15 protein-coding genes are annotated in these 15428 nt (G+C 62.7%); 8 read left to right on the top strand and 7 right to left on the bottom strand.

All coding sequences use genetic code 11. From position 1 onward, the window contains the following. Window positions 1–194 precede the first annotated feature (194 nt). The 3 genes from DWB85_RS10990 to DWB85_RS10980 all read left to right on the top strand — a co-directional run bounded on the left by DWB85_RS10990 (window position 195) and on the right by DWB85_RS10980 (window position 4503). Window positions 195–2351, top strand: a complete 2157-nt coding sequence (locus tag DWB85_RS10990) for a TonB-dependent receptor (RefSeq protein WP_117954476.1) — start codon at window positions 195–197, stop codon at window positions 2349–2351. A 64-nt stretch (window positions 2352–2415) separates the two neighbouring features. Next, window positions 2416–3417: a multidrug DMT transporter permease gene (locus tag DWB85_RS10985; protein ID WP_117954474.1), complete on the top strand. Its 1002-nt coding sequence runs from the start codon at window positions 2416–2418 to the stop codon at window positions 3415–3417. A gap of 33 nt (window positions 3418–3450) precedes the next feature. Continuing rightward, a complete protein-coding gene (locus DWB85_RS10980) occupies window positions 3451–4503 on the top strand; it encodes a purine nucleoside permease (protein WP_117954471.1) in 1053 nt (350 codons plus the stop codon). On the opposite strand, the gene rbsK is transcribed toward DWB85_RS10980, so the two are convergent. Beyond that, the gene (rbsK, locus tag DWB85_RS10975; protein ID WP_117954469.1) at window positions 4504–5406 is read right to left on the bottom strand and encodes a ribokinase; all 903 of its coding nucleotides are present in this window, start codon (window positions 5404–5406) and stop codon (window positions 4504–4506) included. A gap of 74 nt (window positions 5407–5480) precedes the next feature. Between rbsK and deoC the strand changes: the two genes are divergently transcribed. Both deoC and DWB85_RS10965 read left to right on the top strand, forming a co-directional pair. After that, on the top strand, window positions 5481–6146 hold the full coding sequence (deoC, locus tag DWB85_RS10970; protein WP_117954467.1) for a deoxyribose-phosphate aldolase: 666 nt from the start codon (window positions 5481–5483) through the stop codon (window positions 6144–6146). Between the two features lie 56 nt (window positions 6147–6202). Next, on the top strand, window positions 6203–6568 hold the full coding sequence (locus tag DWB85_RS10965) for a hemerythrin family protein (RefSeq protein ID WP_162846084.1): 366 nt from the start codon (window positions 6203–6205) through the stop codon (window positions 6566–6568). A 33-nt stretch (window positions 6569–6601) separates the two neighbouring features. On the opposite strand, the gene DWB85_RS10960 is transcribed toward DWB85_RS10965, so the two are convergent. The 3 genes from DWB85_RS10960 to DWB85_RS10950 all read right to left on the bottom strand — a co-directional run bounded on the left by DWB85_RS10960 (window position 6602) and on the right by DWB85_RS10950 (window position 9428). Next, window positions 6602–7840 carry an alginate export family protein gene (locus DWB85_RS10960; RefSeq protein WP_117954463.1) on the bottom strand — a complete coding sequence of 413 codons (1239 nt, stop codon included), beginning with the start codon at window positions 7838–7840 and terminating at the stop codon, window positions 6602–6604. 142 nt (window positions 7841–7982) lie between these two features. Further along, on the bottom strand, window positions 7983–8594 hold the full coding sequence (locus DWB85_RS10955) for a hypothetical protein (RefSeq protein WP_117954461.1): 612 nt from the start codon (window positions 8592–8594) through the stop codon (window positions 7983–7985). 171 nt (window positions 8595–8765) lie between these two features. Continuing rightward, window positions 8766–9428 carry a class II aldolase/adducin family protein gene (locus DWB85_RS10950; protein WP_117954459.1) on the bottom strand — a complete coding sequence of 221 codons (663 nt, stop codon included), beginning with the start codon at window positions 9426–9428 and terminating at the stop codon, window positions 8766–8768. Between the two features lie 134 nt (window positions 9429–9562). Between DWB85_RS10950 and DWB85_RS10945 the strand changes: the two genes are divergently transcribed. Then, complete coding sequence (locus tag DWB85_RS10945) at window positions 9563–10612, top strand: hypothetical protein (protein ID WP_117954457.1); 1050 nt, start codon at window positions 9563–9565, stop codon at window positions 10610–10612. On the opposite strand, the gene DWB85_RS10940 is transcribed toward DWB85_RS10945, so the two are convergent. Then, entirely contained in the window at window positions 10599–11357 is a 759-nt protein-coding gene (locus DWB85_RS10940; protein ID WP_117954454.1) for a DUF4956 domain-containing protein, read from the bottom strand. The genes DWB85_RS10945 and DWB85_RS10940 overlap by 14 nt on opposite strands. A gap of 226 nt (window positions 11358–11583) precedes the next feature. On the opposite strand from DWB85_RS10940, the gene DWB85_RS10935 reads away from it, so the two are divergent. Then, window positions 11584–12621, top strand: a complete 1038-nt coding sequence (locus DWB85_RS10935; protein WP_117954451.1) for a CNNM domain-containing protein — start codon at window positions 11584–11586, stop codon at window positions 12619–12621. A 162-nt stretch (window positions 12622–12783) separates the two neighbouring features. Beyond that, the gene (locus DWB85_RS10930) at window positions 12784–14457 is read left to right on the top strand and encodes an ATP-binding protein (RefSeq protein WP_117954448.1); all 1674 of its coding nucleotides are present in this window, start codon (window positions 12784–12786) and stop codon (window positions 14455–14457) included. Window positions 14458–14468: 11 nt separating this feature from the next. On the opposite strand, the gene DWB85_RS10925 is transcribed toward DWB85_RS10930, so the two are convergent. Together DWB85_RS10925 and DWB85_RS10920 are read right to left on the bottom strand one after the other, a co-directional pair. Then, window positions 14469–14969: a hypothetical protein gene (locus DWB85_RS10925; RefSeq protein ID WP_117954445.1), complete on the bottom strand. Its 501-nt coding sequence runs from the start codon at window positions 14967–14969 to the stop codon at window positions 14469–14471. Window positions 14970–14999: 30 nt separating this feature from the next. After that, complete coding sequence (locus DWB85_RS10920) at window positions 15000–15230, bottom strand: DUF2789 domain-containing protein (RefSeq protein ID WP_117954442.1); 231 nt, start codon at window positions 15228–15230, stop codon at window positions 15000–15002. Window positions 15231–15428: the final 198 nt, after the last annotated feature.

The following is a 15428-nucleotide window of genomic DNA, read 5'->3' as shown; positions in this document are numbered from 1 at the left end:
CAGCATAGCACCGGGGACGGACAGGGCGGTAATTCTGGTACTTTTGCAGAACCGGGGCGGGCTTGCCTACTCGCCACCCGGCCCAGCGTGTAATTTTACCGGTTTCACCTGTCGCAAGTGCTATCCAGCGCCCTGGGTTCGGGCACTTGAGTGCACCAACAGGCAGTTGCTACTGCCGTCCAAGGGAGAAAACCATGAAGCTCAGCGCACCCCGCCTCGCCATCGCCGCCGCACTTGGCTCCATTCTCGGTACCAGCGTACCCGCCGTGGCGCAGCTGGAAGAAATCATTGTCACCGCGCAGAAGCGTGAACAGGGACTGCTGGATGTTCCCATCTCCGTGGCCACCCTGTCGGGCGAGCGATTTACCTCCATGTTCGAGGGCGGCGCCGACATCCGCGCGCTTTCGGCCCGTGTTCCCGGCGTCTACGCCGAGTCTTCCAACGGTCGCGCGGCGCCGCGGTTCTATATCCGTGGCCTTGGCAATATCGACTTCGACCTGGCGGCCTCCCAGCCTGTGTCCATCATCATGGACGAGGTGGTGAAGGAAAACGTGGTGCTCAAGAGCTTTCCGCTGTTCGACATAGACCGGGTGGAGGTGCTGCGCGGGCCGCAGGGTTCGCTGTTCGGCCGCAACACCACCGCCGGCATCATCAAGTTTGATTCCAACAAGCCCACCCAGGATTTCGAGGGCCGGGCCAAACTCGACGTGGGTGAGCTGGGTACGGTGAATTTTGAGGGTGCGGTCGGCGGCGGACTCACGGACAACCTGGCGGGCCGGGTCGCCATCCTGGTGCAGAACCGTGATGACTATATCGACAATGCCTACACGGGCGAGGACAACGCCCTGGGCGGATTCGAGGAGAATGCGGTCAAGGGTTTCCTGCAATGGGACGCCACCGCTAGCCTGAGTTTCCTGCTGGGCGCCCACTACCGCGATCTCGACGGCACCTCGGCAACGTTCCGCGCCAACATTTTCGATCCTGGCAGCAACAGCCTGAACCAGAACTACGATCGCGAAACCGTGTACTTCGACGGCGGCGACAACAACCCCCAGCAATATGAGTCCAATGGCCTCAACCTGAAGATCGACTGGAGTTTCGCTGGCCTGACCCTGACCTCGATCACCGCCTGGGACGAGGCCGACGGCTTCAGCCGCGGTGATATCGACGGCGGCTTCGGTGCGGTCTTCCTGCCGGAAATGGGCCCCGGCTTTATTCCCTTCCCCGCCGACACCCAGGACGATGCCGATGTCGAGCAGTTCACCCAGGAATTCCGCCTGGCCAGCGACTACGGCGACCGCTTCAACTGGCAGGTGGGGCTGTTCTACTTTGACAGCGAGCTGGATGTGACCACCGACCCGGGCTTCACCCGCTTGACCGTCAATCATGAAAACTCCACCTGGGCGGTATTCGGCCAGGGGGATTACGCGCTCACCGATGCCCTGACCCTCACCGCCGGCCTGCGCTGGACGGACGACGAAAAAGACTTTACTGCCCCGGGCCATGATGTCGATGTCGCGGATGACCAGGTCAGCGGCGACATCGCGCTGTCCTACGCGGTTGATGATCGATCTCTGCTGTGGGGCAAAATCGGCACCGGCTTCCGGGCGCCGACGATCCAGGGCCGCGACGTGGTTTTCGGTGCTCCCCCCTCGGTTGCCGACTCGGAAACCATCACCTCCGTCGAACTGGGCTACAAGTCGCAGTTCATGGGTGACACCATGCGCCTGAACGCCGCGGTTTTCTACTACGAGGTGGATGACATCCAGTTCACCGCGGTCGGTGGAACCGGCAACCTGATCCAGCTGGTTAACGCCGACACCGGCACCGGCATGGGGTTTGAACTGGACCTGGAGTGGCTGCTCAGCGATAACTTCGTCCTCACCTTCGGTGCCGCCTATGCCGACACCGAGATTGAGGACCGCGACCTGGCGGTGGGCCCCTGTGGCAGCGGCCTGTGCACGATCACCAATCCGCTCGACGCCAATGGCAACGTGCTGGTGGATGGCAATCCCTTCCCCAACGCCCCCGAGACCACCTTCAACGTGACCGCCAACTACAGCTATCCCCTGGGCGGTGGTAACTCCGAACTGTTCTTCTTTACCGACTGGTCCTACCAGGGCGATACCAACATCTTCCTCTACGAGGCCAAAGAATTCGAAACCGATGGCCAGTACGAGGGAGGCTTCCGCACCGGCTGGCGGCGCAGCGATTACGGCCTGGAAATCGCCCTGTTCGGTCGCAACATCACCGATGAGGAAAACGTCCAGGGCGCCATCGATTTCAACAACCTGACGGGCTTTACCAACGAGCCGCGGGTGTTCGGGGTCTCGGTTTCCTCGGAGTTCTGATGCCGCTGATCCGGCGTGCAAAGTGACTGCCGTCTTCTACTAATAAACCCAAGAGGGCCAGTTCATGTTCATTGTTGAATCCTACGGGGTAGCGGTCGCCCTGTGCTTCGTCACCATGCTGTGCTGGGGTTCCTGGGCCAACACCCAGAAACTTGCCACCCAGGAGTGGCGCTTCCAGCTGTTCTACTGGGATTACTCCATCGGCGTGCTGCTGCTGGCCTTGTTGCTGGCGTTCACCCTCGGCAGCAGTGGCGAGCAGGGCCGCAGTTTCGTCGAGGACATTTCCCAGGCCAGTCCCGAGGCCATAAAAATGGCCCTGCTGGGCGGCGCGGTCTTCAATCTGGCCAATATCCTGCTCGTGGTCGCCATCGACATCGCCGGCATGGCGGTGGCGTTTCCGGTGGGCATAGGTCTGGCCCTGGTAATCGGGGTACTGGCCAATTACGATCCGGCGCAGGTGAGTAATTCCCTGCTGCTGTTCCTCGGCGTGGGCCTGGTGGTGGTCGCCATTGTTCTCGATGCGCTCATTTACCGTCGCCTGCCCGCCGATGGCCAGTCAGGGGTGGGCAAGGGGCTGGTGATTTCCGTCATCGCGGGTATTGCCATGGGCTTCTTCTACCGCTTTGTCGCCCAGTCCATGTCCTTCGATTTTGCCAGCCCCGAGCCCGGGCTGATGACGCCCTACTCCGCCGGGGTCTGGTTTGGCATCGGCCTGCTGGTGTCCAACCTGCTGTTTCTCATTCCCCTCAACTACAAGCCGGTTACCGGCGAGCCGGTGCCGGTAGGTGATTACTTCCGTCGCGGCACGCCGCGGCTGCACCTGGTGGGTATTCTGGGCGGCGCCATCTGGGCCACCGGCTTCTGTTTTAATATCATTGCCGCGGGCAAGGCCGGCTATGCCGTGTCCTATGGCCTGGGCCAGGGTGCCACCATGGTGGCCGCCTTCTGGGGGGTATTTATCTGGAAGGAGTTCAGGCAGGCTCCCGCCGGGACCAACAGCCTGATCGCCGCCATGTTCGCCGCCTTCCTGGTGGGCCTGGGCATGATCATCTATTCCAATCTGTAGGGCCTGCCGCCCTTGGTGTGAGGTACTGTGGTAATGAAACTGATACAGCAATCGCTGCTCGCCCTGGCCGCCCTGGCGCTGGCAGCCGGCGCCCAGGCGGCGCCTGTCCCGGTGAAAGTAGTGGTGGTGACCATGTTTGAAACCGGCGATGACAGCGGCGATGACGCCGGCGAGTTCCAGCGCTGGTACGAGCGCCAGCAACTGGACAGGGTGTTCCCGGCGCCGCACATGCACCACGACATCCACATGAATGAAAAAACCGGTGTCATGGGCATTGTCACCGGCATCGGAACAGCCAATGCCGCCGCCAGCGTCATGGCCCTGGGGCTGGACCCCCGCTTTGATCTCAGCAAGGCCTACTGGCTGGTGGCCGGCATCTCCGGTTTCGACCCGGCGGACGCCTCCCTGGGTTCGGTGGCCTGGGCCCGCTTCCTGGTGGACGGTGACCTGGCCCACGAAATCGACGCCCGGGAAATTCCCGAGGACTGGGACCACGGCTATTTCCCCCTGTTCAGCCAGGGTCCGGGCGACCAGCAGCGCCTGTCCTACAGCCTGGGAGAGGTGTTCGAGCTCAACGCTGACCTGTTCGAGTGGGCCTACCAGTTCACCAAAGACATGCAGCTGCCGGATCACGAGACCCTGGAGGCCACCCGCAAACTCTATGTGGACTACCCGGTAGGCCAGCGCAAACCCTTCGTGCTCAAGGGCGACCAGCTGGCGGCAATGACCTTCTGGCACGGTGAAGTGATGAACGACTGGGCCAACCAGTGGGTCGATTACTGGACCGGCGGCGAGGGCAGCTTTGTCAGCTCGGCCATGGAAGACACCGGCACCTTCCAGTCCCTGACCTACCTGCACAACGCCGGCAAGGTCGACAAGAACCGGGTAATGGTGCTGCGGACGGCGTCCAACTACACCCTGCCGCCGCCCGGCAAGTCCGCGGCGCAATACCTGCTGGAAGAACAGCACGACAGTTACGCCGGGCTCGATGCGGCGCTGGAAAACGCCTACCTGGTGGGCAGTGCGGTGGTCAACGAGCTGGTCGGCAACTGGGAAGAGTACCGGGACAGGATCCCCGCGCCCTGATCAGTGGCCAAAGGCCTCGGCATCCGGGTAGGAGGTCTGGGTGCCCCGGGCGGTGACGCTTTGCGAGGCATAGCGGATCGCCCGTTCTAGCGCCTGGCTGATATCGCCCGAAGCCACCAGGGTCTGGGCAAAGCAGCCGACAAAGGCATCGCCGGCGCCGGTGGTATCCACCGCATCGACGGTGGGCGCCGGGAAGTGGCGTTTGTCCTCGCCGTGCAGGTGCAGCGCGCCCTTTTCGCCGAGGGTGACAATGAGGTGTTTCAGGCCGCGCTCAAACAGCGATTGCGCCGCCGCCTCGATTTGCGGCAGGTCTGCAACCAGCATGCCGGTGAGTATTTCCAGTTCGGTTTCATTGGGCACCAGGTAGTCGCAGCGGCAGGCCCAGGCCAGGTCGAGGGCGGGATTCGCCGGCGCCGTGTTGAGGATGACCGGCACCCCGGCATCGTTGGCCAGGGCGATGGTGTGGTAAATGGTTTCCAGCGGGATTTCCAGCTGCATCACAATCAGCTTGCACTGGCGCAGGGTGGCGGCGGCGGCGTCGATGGCCGGGGGCAACAGGTGCTTGTTGGCGCCGGGAATAATCAGGATGCGGTTGTGGGAATCCCGGTCTACCATGATGGGCGCAACGCCGCTGGACACGCCGGGCACACGCTCCACGAAGCGGGTATCAACCCCACTCTCCGCCAGGTTGCGAATGGTGTTGTCGGCAAAGGCGTCATCGCCAACCCGGGTCATCATCAGCACCCGGCCTCCCAGCCGGGCCGCGGCTACCGCCTGGTTGGCGCCCTTGCCACCGCAGCCCATGGCGAAGTCGTCGGCTTCCAGGGTCTCACCCAGCTTCGGCATTTTGTCGATATAGGCAACCAGGTCGACCATGTTGGAACCAATCACCGCGATATCCATAGCACCCCCGGGACGTGTTTATTATCGCTGCAGTATAGACCAGAATAGCCCCTCGCCCGCCGGAGGTAGCCGCCATGACCGAACTCGCCCGCTACATCGACCACACCCTGCTCAAGCCTGAAGCGACGCCGGCGCAGATTGAACAGCTTTGCGCCGAGGCGGCGGAATACGGCTTCCGCACGGTGTGCGTCAACTCCGGCTATGTGTCGCTGGCGGCCCGCTGCCTCGCCGGGACGGAGGTGGGGGTGTGCTCGGTGGTTGGTTTTCCCCTCGGCGCCATGGCGACCGCCGCCAAGGCCTTCGAAGCGCAAACCGCGATTGCCGACGGGGCCGCGGAAATAGACATGGTAATCCCCATTGGCCAGGCCAGGGCCGGCCACTGGGAACAGGTGCGCAGCGATGTGGCCGCGGTGCTCCAGGCCTGCGGCCAGGTGCCGCTGAAGGTCATTTTCGAGGCCTGCCTGCTGGGCAGGGAAGAGATTGTCACCCTGTGCCAGCTGTGCACGGAGCTCGGGGTCGCCTTCGTCAAGACCTCCACCGGCTTTGCCGCGGCGGGGGCCAGTGTCGACCTGGTCAGGCTGATGGCGACATCGGTAGGCGCGGACGTGGCAGTCAAGGCATCGGGGGGCGTGCGGGATATCGACACTGCCCGGGCCATGATCGCCGCCGGGGCAAGCCGGCTGGGCACCAGCTCGGGGGTGGCTATCCTGCAGGGCGAGCGCGGCGCCGGGGACTACTAGAGACTGCAATGACCTGAGTCATGGCGATTGATTTCCCGGGCTGGCAAACTGGAGCGATGAGGAAGACCAGTGAGCTGATCTGGCAGGATGCACAGCATCAGGTGTTATTTGAGATTCTCGACGAGATCGCCGAGCCGGGTTGTTCCGTCGATGTGCTGTCCAAGCTGCTCCTGTACACGGAAACCCACTTCGCCCTGGAAGAGCGGTACATGGAGCTGTTGGACTATCCGGACAGGGACGATCACCGCGAGGCGCATGACCGCTTTCGCGAGGAAATAAACCAGCTGCTACAGCCCGGGCAGGACCTCGATGCGGCTTTCCGGGAGCTCATCTCCACCTACCTGACCGAATGGCTGACCCGCCATGTGTTTGGCGTCGACAAGGAGCTGGAAGCGTTTATCCTGCGTTCCAGCGCCAAGTAAGACGCCGGCACTACGCCCGCGTGCAATCCCGGTTCAAATCTTGAAGTTCACCGTCAACCAGGCCTTGTCGGTATCGGCGTAGGCGTCCGAGTCACTGGAAAAGCTCGCGTACTTGAGCTGGAAACTCCAGTTCTTGCTGTAGTCCCAGGTGGCTACCAGGTCGATTTCCGAGCCCCAGTCCTCACTGGAGTCCTCGGCACTGAAGTCATGGTAGAAACCGCCCAGGGCTACCGGTCCGAGTTTGCCGGTCAGGCCCAGGTAGAGGTCCTCGATACCGTCCCCGGGAGTGACCAGGAACATGTCGGCCCAGCCCTGGAACTTGTGCAGGGTGGCGTAGGGGGTTTTGAAGCCGACGCCATCACCGGCGCCAAGCACCTCGTAACCCAGGCTGGCCTTGAGGCCGGAGAAGGCGAAGCTACCCTCGAGCAGGTAGTAGTCGGCATCGTAGGACAGCGGGCTGTCACCGGCCTCAGACTGGGTCGCATAAGCGGCTTTGGCGCCCACGGGGCCAAACTTGCCGCTGTATTCCACACCCACGGTGTCGGAGGAGTTACCCACGGTTTTGCCCGCGGCATAGGCGGGGTCATCGTCTATATCAAGTCCGTAGTAGAAACCGGTCAGCGTGTGATTTTCGGCGAAGGCCCAGTCGGCGCGCAGGAAGTGGTTCTCGCCGTGATGATTGGCGGGTTGTACCGGCCCGTCGTCCGGGCCGAAGATCCGGTTGACGTTGTACACGTAGGCATAGTCAAGCGTAAAGCCTTGATCGCCCTGGTACATCGCGCGGAAACCATCGTAGGTCTGCTCGTTCTGGCGCCAGCCAACCCCGCCGATAAAACGCTGGCTGCCGTGCAGTATGCGCTGCCGGCCATAGGTGCCCGACGCCGCGCCGGCGGCATACTTGAGCCAGGCCTGGTTGACCTCGGTGCCCTCGGGATCGGCTACCACCGGGTAGCCGGTATTGCCGTTCGCGGTGGAGTTGTAGTCGTCACTGCCAATGGCGGTGACATCGTCGAATTCAGCGAGGAAGGACAGCCCGCGGTACTCGGCCGAGTTAAAGGTCAGCCGGGAGCGCAGGGTTGAGGCCCTGGCATTGCGGCTGAAGCTGTCCTGGTCCACGTGCTCGTAGCGATAGCGGAAGTTGAATGAGGCCTTGCCGTCGGTGAACAGGCTGGTGAAGTCGTTGCCGCTGCTCGTGTCGGCGAAGGCGGGGGTGATCGAGATACCGAGCGCGGTGGCGGCAAAAATGCCCAGGCTGAGGTTGCGTGCTGTCATATTACTCTCCTTGGAATGCCCAGTGACTGCGCCGCATCCGCGGTAATGGATGTAGTCGCAGACCTGGTTGCTGAAATGTGAATGGTGGTGACGCCGGCTACCGGCATGCTGCGAATGGCCCCGAATCCCGGGTACCCACCGGTCAGCCATCGCAGTCATCCCTGGCGATGCGCTTGAGGGCGGGGTTGCGAACCCGCATGCTGCCGTCTGCCTGGTGGATAAAGCCCAGGCGCACTGACTGCACCTGCTTCGGTAACTCCAGTACCACCTGCACGGGCTGCCAGTCTGTCGTGCCCATGTGGGGCTCGTGTTCCATCAGCGAGCGCAGGACCGGTTTGCCGTTCGCCATGGCAGTGACGGTGAGGCCGCCGCCCTGTTTGAAGGCATGTGGAATCGCCGGGGGATGAAGGTCCAGCTTGATCTCGGCGCTGAATACAACCCGCCGGCCGGGAATGTCGGCGCGCTGGATGATCTGGGTCAGGATGAACCAGGGTTCACTGCCGGTCTTTTCGATTAACAGTTCGCCGTTGCTGGCGCTGTGCTCGAAGGACGGTTCACCGCCGTGTTGGGAATGGAACCACTGGCGCTCCCGCCGGGAGCCGCCGATGGTGGCGAAGTCCGGGTCCTGCAGCAGGTTCTGGCCGCGGCCCTGGCACTGCTCGCTGCCGCTCGCCGGTGCGTCCGCGCTGTGGTCGGTGCATGCTACCAGCGCTGCCACCAGTGTGCCCGCGGTAATGAGCCTGGAAACGCCCATAGCGTGTCAATGCCTGTGGTTGGGTGAGCGAAAATTTTACCACAGCGCGGACCCAGCGGGGGCATCCCGCATCGCCATTGGCGCAAAACCGGTGCCGCTGGTCTGCATAGGCGGTATATGTTGCGCTACCTGCGTCCCGGCCTGCTGCGGCGCTGGCGCGCTGGCATGGCGCTAGCCGGGGCCGCGCTGCTGCCCGTAGTCACCGAACGCGCTTACTACCTCGTCCATCTGCCCGCGATCGAGTACCACGGGGCCGCCAATGGCCAGGGTGCCCCAGTAGCAATGCGCCTGTTCCTCGACCACCTCCGCCAGTTTCAGTGCGCCTTCCAGGTCCTTGCCCACCGCGAGCTGCCCGTGATTGGCCAGCAGGCAGGCCAGGGAACCCTCCAGCGCCCTGAGGTTGGCCAGCGACAGCTCCCGACTGCCGAAGGTCGCGTAGTCCGCCAGCGGTATGCCGTGACCGCCGGCCGCGGCCACCATGTAGTGCATGGCGGGTATCGCCCTGCGGGCGCAGGCCAGGATCGTCGCGTAAGGGGAATGGCAGTGAACCACGGCGCCAATCCCTGCTTTGCTCCGGTAGACGTCTGCGTGCATGCGCCATTCACTGGAGGGGATCAGCTGGTCTGCGTCCGGCTCACCGTCCAGGTTCATGTGGACGATCTGCCGGGCTTCGAGGCTGGCGGCGGGAATGCCGGTGGGGGTGATCAGCATGCCGGCGCCGGTGCGCGCAGAGACATTGCCCGAGCTGCCCTTGTTGAGCCCTTTGTGGCCCAGGGCGACCATGGCGTCTACCAGCGCCTGCCGGCTGCTGTCGTCGTTCTGATATGGGTTCATGCCTGATCCTTTGTCCACTGGTCCGGGGCGGTACCGCGTAGCCTAACATTGGTCCGCCGTGGCGCTGTCACCGGGGCAATTGTAACGCGGCCCGGCTGGTCTACAATTTGACCAGAGCACCGCGCAGGAAAACGATGCCCAGACTACTGCTGTTATCACTGCTGTTACTGCCAGCGCACCTTGGCGGCGCGCCGGATCCTCCGCTTTTTGCCGTCAGTGAACCGCTGCGCGCCGTGCTCAATGCGCCCATTCTCGAAGCCTACAGGGACAAGGACAAACAGGAGCGCCTGTACCTGCAGGGCAGCTGGAGCCAGAAGCGGGGAGAGCAAACGGAGCGGCTCAGCGTAAAAATCCGGACCCGCGGCAATTACCGGCGCGAGATGTGTGACCGGCCGCCGCTGCAGTTGAATTTCCGCAAGAAGGAAGTGGTGGGAACCCTGATGGCCGGACAGGACAAGCTGAAAATGGTGAGTCCCTGTGAGCGCGGGGACAAGTACCAGCAGCTGGTGTACCTGGAATACCTGGTGTACCAGCTGTTCGCGCTGTACAGCGACTATCACTTTCGCACCCGACTGGTGGACGTGGCATACGTGGACAGTGGCAGCGGGGACAGGCGCTGGAGCAGCCACAATTTCCTCATCGAGGATGTGGACCACATGGCCGCGCGCTACGGCCTGCAGGAGCTTGCGGTTCCCCATACCATGCGGGTGCAAATGGACCTGGCCCAGACTGCCCTGGTAGAGATATTCCAGTTCATGATTGGCAATGTGGATTACTCCACCCTGAAGTCGCGTCCCGGCGAGGATTGTTGCCACAATACCAAGCTGCTGGTCGCCGGTGATGCGGACCAGGGTTTTATCCCGGTTGCCTATGATTTTGACTCGGCGGGTATTATCAATGCGCCCTACGCCACCGTGCCCGCCAGTGTGCCGATACGCCGGATCACCACCCGCTACTTCCTCGGCTGGTGCAAGGAGGAGGCCCGCTACCGGGATGCGGTGGCCAGGATTAATGCCCGCAGGGAGGAGGCGCTTGCGCTGTTTGCCGAGTCACCCTTGCTGAGTGACACCTACCGCAAGCGGGCATTGAAGTACCTCGGTGACTCCTACGATTACCTCAATGACGAGAAGTCTTTTGCCCGTAACATCCTGGGCAAGTGCCGTGGCGAGGTTATTGCGGGTTAGGGTCGTCCGGGTTTTGGTCTAACAGGCGCTCGGCCTCCTTGCGCGCGCGCTTTTCCCGCCGGCGCTGGGCCTCGTGATGCGACTCCAGTCCATCGCCGTAGATGCAGACCAGCAGGGTGGCGAAGTTGAAAAACACGGTCAGCACCACGGCGATGTCCAGGGCCTTGATGCCGGCGGCAATACCCACCGCGATGGCGACAAAGATAAACAGGGTATCGAAGGTATCGCTCAGGGCCCGGCGGAACTGGACACCGGCGACGATCCCGGCGAGGCTGAACGCCAGGGCGAGGCTGTGCTGGACGACCATGACGATGCCGGCCACCACCGCCGGCAGTATGAGAGTGGTTTCGTCCAGGGACTCGTCGTGGGCTCCGTCGCGATGAATGCCCTTGTAGACCCAGGAAACCGGCAGCATCAGCAGGGTTGCGCCCAGCATGGAGAAAAGCAGGTTGCGGGCATCCCGGAAGCGCAACACGCTGGTGAGGTTTTGCTCCCGCGCCGGCGGCTCCACCACGTCCTCGATATCGTCATTGAGGAAGGCGTCCTCGAACTCCTGCAGGCCCGGGTCCCGGGCGCCGGACAACTCGCTCACCCCGCCCACGGGCGCCAGTTCCAGCACGGCGGGAAATACCCAGGCCAGCACCGCCAGAATCCCCGCCAGGGCCAGGTAGTACAGCAGCACCCGCAACAGCAGCCTGAACAGCAGGGGCTTGCTGGGAATGGGAGCGGGTGAGCCGTCGTTCACGGCACTGTCGGCAACCGTCCGGCCGCCCCGCTGGTCGCAGGATTTCTCAGGTAATTCAAGGCCTTAGTTTCCATGGGGCATTGCCAACAGTGTAGTCCCGTTTCATCTGCTGGCAAGTGATGGGCCCGGGCATCTATGCGCGACACCTGCCGGCGCCTTGGCTTATCCGGTGCAGGGTGTACAATCGTCGACTGCGCATTTCCCACTCGAGGCCCTACCCTCTTTCATGACCCTGCTGGTCTTTTACCTGCTGCTCGCAATCGGTGTGTCGTTCCTCTGTTCCGTGCTGGAGGCGGTGCTGCTGTCAGTGACCTCCGGTTATGTGGTCACCCAGGTTGAGAAACACCCGCGACGGGGCAAGGTCCTCGAGGGTGTCAAGAATGACCTGGACCATTCCCTGTCCAGCATCCTGATTCTCAATACCTTCGCCCACACCATGGGCGCCGCGGGGGTGGGCGCCCAGGCGGTGAGGGTCTTCGGTGAGCGCTGGGAGGGTTTGATCGCCTTCCTGCTGACCCTGGCCATCCTCTACCTGTCAGAAATCATTCCCAAGACCCTGGGGGCGACTTTCTGGAAACAGCTGGCGCTGCCCGCTGCGTTTGTGATCGCCCTGCTGGTGAAGCTGCTCTATCCCTTTGTCTGGCTTTCGGCGCTGATAACGCGCCTGTTCTCCAGCGGCGACAGCAGCACTATCAGCCGTGAGGAACTCACCGCCATGGCCCAGCTCGGGGCGCGGCACGGCGCCCTGCGCAACCAGGAGAGTGAACTGCTACAGAACATCCTCAATCTGCGCGGGGTCCGCACCGAGGATATATTGACACCGCGCACCGTGGTGGCCGCCCTGCCGGAAGTCATGACGGTACAGCAGGGCCTGGAGGAACTGGGCAAGCGCCCGTTCAATCGCATTCCGGTCTACCGCAGCAACCTCGATTCCATTAGTGGCGTGGTCTACCGCCCCACGATGCTTGAGGCTGTGCGCGCCGGGCAGGGCGAGCAGAAACTGGCGGAGCTCGCCAACCCGGTGTTCCGGGTGTCGGAGGAATTGCCGGTGCTGGCCCTGCTGGACCTGTTCATCAAGCGCAAGGAGCACCTGTTCCTGGTGGAGGACGAGTACGGCCAGACCGCCGGTATTGTCACCCTGGAGGACGCCATAGAAACCATGCTGGGCCGGGAAATCATGGATGAGAGCGACAAGGTCGAGGACATGCAGCAGCTGGCCCGCAGCGCCTACCGGCAGCGGCTGAGGGGCCAGGGCGACGCCTGAGCGCGCGCCGCTGGCGCCCGATGGTGGTGAAAAATACTCACCTGCTGCCGGTTGCGGGTAGGGCTGGCCCGGCAGAATTGGCGCGAAAACACGATTTTGGCTTTACTCAGTCCCGGGGTATGCCGTAGTTTCGCCTTAAAAAGACCCACAGACGAGGGAACTATGCTGGAAGAAGCAGGCGCGAACGAGCAACAGGCCAGGGCGGAAAGCCCGCGAAACTCGCGGGTTGGTTTACTGATCGACGTCAACGGCGACCACTTCACCGCCAGGCTGGAACCGGTCAGGGACGGCGATGCGCCTGCCAGCGGCCAGCACACCATCGGTCAGGTGGGGTCCTATTTCCTGGTCAGGGAGGGCGAGTCAAACATCCTGGTAATGGTCGAGCGCAGCTATCGCACCGCCGACAAACAGGGCCGCGCCGCCCATATGGTGCACCTCACTCCCCTGGGGGAAATTGGCAGCAACGGCGAATTCAGCCGCGGCGTGTCCCGCTACCCGATCAGTGGTGCCGAGCTACACCGCATGGACGAGGCGGGCCTGAGGACGATCTTCTCCGGTTACGGTGACAGGGATTTCAAGGTCGGCAATCTGACCTCCTTTGACGCAATTGGTGTGCACCTGGACGCTTCCGCCTTTTTCGGTCGCCATGCCGCCATTCTCGGCCAGTCCGGCGCCGGTAAATCCTGGACCGTGACCAGCCTGGTCCAGGCGGCGGTCAGGGCCATGCCCAATGCCCATATCATCCTGCTCGACATGCACGGTGAATACGGCGACAAGGAGGTGGACGGGGTGGTTGCCCATTCGCCATTTCCCGCCGACAGGGTGCGCTGCTTCCGCGCCGACCAGCTGGAGTTTCCCTACTGGTTGCTGGCCTTCTCCGAGCTGTGCGAACTGGTAATCAACGCCAGCGATGAGAACGCCTCGATCCAGATTTCCTATCTCCGCTCGACCATGATACGCCTCCGGGAGGAAGCCAACAAGCACCTCGACCTGGGCCATATCACCGTGGACTCGCCGCTGTACTATTCCATGGAAGACCTGATCAAGGCGGTGAAAGAGGCCAACCGGGAAACCAGTGACTTCGGCAAGAAGAAGTCGCCCCTGTACGGCAAGTTCGATCAGGTGCTGGTGCGCCTCAACAGCCTGCTCAACGACAACCGCTACGATTTCCTCATGCGGCCCAGGACCCGCACGTCGACCGAGTCACTGCCGGGCCTGATGGAGGACCTGGTGGGCCTGGGCAATCCCCGTGCCAGTGTCACCGTGCTCGACCTGAGCTCGGTGCCCTTCGATGTGGTGCCCCTGGTGGCGGCGCAAATCGGACGCCTGACCTACGAATTCAATTTCTGGAACCCGCACTGTCGCGAATTTCCCCTGTTCCTGATCTGCGAAGAGGCCCACGAATACATTCCCCGGGAGGATATTCCCCGCTTCCGCGAGGCCCGGCGCTCGATGGAGCGTATATCCAAGAATGGCCGTAAGTATGGCGTGGGTTTGTGCGTGGTCAGCCAGCGGCCACACGATGTCTCAGAAACCGTACTGGCCCAGTGCAGCTCCTACATCTGCCTGCGCATCTCCAACCCCGATGACCAGGAGTATGTGCGGGCCATGGTGCCGGATGCGGCCCGCGGCACCTTCGCCGCCCTGACCTCACTGTCCAAGGGTGAGGCGGTAGCCCTCGGTGAGGCGGTGCCGATGCCGGTGCGCTTCCGGGTCGACCTGCCGGATCCGCCCCCCAACTCCACCGATATCGATTACTCGCAGAAATGGCGGATGGAAAACGCCTCGGTGGATGTGACCAGGCTGGTGCACAACTGGCACAAGCAGGAACGCTAGCGGCGGGTGGCTCAGCGCTCGCCGCTTTCGGCGCGCAGGCGATCCACCAGGTATTTTTCCACCCGGGGCGCGAATACCCGGCCCTGGTGCTGCTGCCACCATGACTGTACCCCCGGCGACCTGAACATCCGGTAGCTCTCATCCAGCAGGCGGTGGTAGGTTTCCGGGTTGTTCCAGACGCCCAGGTCTTCGTGCACCATCACCGTGTCCTGGATACCGTAGTACATGCCGATCAGGAAGTTGAACCGGGCCTTTTCCGGGGCCGACAGCGAATCGTAATCGCGTATGCCCTGGTAAAACACGGCCCAGGTTTCCTCGCTGGCGGCCACGGTATTGGTGAACCCCGTCCACAGGGAAGTGATGGTCGAGTAGCTGTCGACATTGGCCTGGCGAACCGATGCCCTGATCTGGATGCCGACAAACAGCAGCGAGGCGACCACGGCGACAGCCGCAATCATGCCGCCAACACCGCCGATGAGTTCACCCCAGGCGGCGAGAGTCTCAATATCCATGCAAGCCCCCTTCTCCGGCCGTGGGCATGGTCAGTGCCGCAGCATCGCGTCCAGCTGGTCCACGACTTCCGACCAGTCGGAATCCTCATCCAGGGATTCACGAATGAACTGGGCCTGCCCCGCGCTCCAGCACGCGGCATGGTCCAGGGGAATATCATCAGGCAGGTGGTTGTTGTGAACAAAGTTGGCAATCGCTGTGTCGCTGCTGGGCAGGCCGAGCTGCTTGAACAGGCAGGCCAGGGTGTGACTGGATGTGTCCATGGTTCGGTTTCCTCGCTGTCGAACTTCCAGTATAGGCGCTGGCTGGCAGGGACGCCTGTTTTCGGCCCGTGCTATCGGGAGGTTTCTTAATAGCCATAAATTCTAACCACAGCGGGAAAGCCAGCCCCTGTTAGCTAGACTTAACGCGACCACCTTGCGGTCTGCAAGGTCTTTAAACCGCGGTATCTGTTAACAGAG

It is taken from the genome of Seongchinamella sediminis, assembly GCF_003457605.1.
Taxonomy (GTDB): Bacteria; Pseudomonadota; Gammaproteobacteria; order Pseudomonadales; family Halieaceae; genus Halioglobus; species Halioglobus sediminis.
Note: the sequence above shows the minus strand (reverse complement) of the source record. Positions and strands in the feature narration are given on the sequence as shown.

What these genes read in the sequence shown, in the direction of transcription:
- DWB85_RS10990 (WP_117954476.1), top strand. Translation starts at nt 195, where the DNA reads ATGAAGCTCAGCGCACCCCGCCTCGCCATCGCCGCCGCACTTGGCTCC.
- DWB85_RS10985 (WP_117954474.1), top strand. Translation starts at nt 2,416, where the DNA reads ATGTTCATTGTTGAATCCTACGGGGTAGCGGTCGCCCTGTGCTTCGTC.
- DWB85_RS10980 (WP_117954471.1), top strand. Translation starts at nt 3,451, where the DNA reads ATGAAACTGATACAGCAATCGCTGCTCGCCCTGGCCGCCCTGGCGCTG.
- rbsK (WP_117954469.1), bottom strand. Translation starts at nt 5,406, where the DNA reads ATGGATATCGCGGTGATTGGTTCCAACATGGTCGACCTGGTTGCCTAT.
- deoC (WP_117954467.1), top strand. Translation starts at nt 5,481, where the DNA reads ATGACCGAACTCGCCCGCTACATCGACCACACCCTGCTCAAGCCTGAA.
- DWB85_RS10965 (WP_162846084.1), top strand. Translation starts at nt 6,203, where the DNA reads ATGAGGAAGACCAGTGAGCTGATCTGGCAGGATGCACAGCATCAGGTG.
- DWB85_RS10960 (WP_117954463.1), bottom strand. Translation starts at nt 7,840, where the DNA reads ATGACAGCACGCAACCTCAGCCTGGGCATTTTTGCCGCCACCGCGCTC.
- DWB85_RS10955 (WP_117954461.1), bottom strand. Translation starts at nt 8,594, where the DNA reads ATGGGCGTTTCCAGGCTCATTACCGCGGGCACACTGGTGGCAGCGCTG.
- DWB85_RS10950 (WP_117954459.1), bottom strand. Translation starts at nt 9,428, where the DNA reads ATGAACCCATATCAGAACGACGACAGCAGCCGGCAGGCGCTGGTAGAC.
- DWB85_RS10945 (WP_117954457.1), top strand. Translation starts at nt 9,563, where the DNA reads ATGCCCAGACTACTGCTGTTATCACTGCTGTTACTGCCAGCGCACCTT.
- DWB85_RS10935 (WP_117954451.1), top strand. Translation starts at nt 11,584, where the DNA reads ATGACCCTGCTGGTCTTTTACCTGCTGCTCGCAATCGGTGTGTCGTTC.
- DWB85_RS10930 (WP_117954448.1), top strand. Translation starts at nt 12,784, where the DNA reads ATGCTGGAAGAAGCAGGCGCGAACGAGCAACAGGCCAGGGCGGAAAGC.
- DWB85_RS10925 (WP_117954445.1), bottom strand. Translation starts at nt 14,969, where the DNA reads ATGGATATTGAGACTCTCGCCGCCTGGGGTGAACTCATCGGCGGTGTT.
- DWB85_RS10920 (WP_117954442.1), bottom strand. Translation starts at nt 15,230, where the DNA reads ATGGACACATCCAGTCACACCCTGGCCTGCCTGTTCAAGCAGCTCGGC.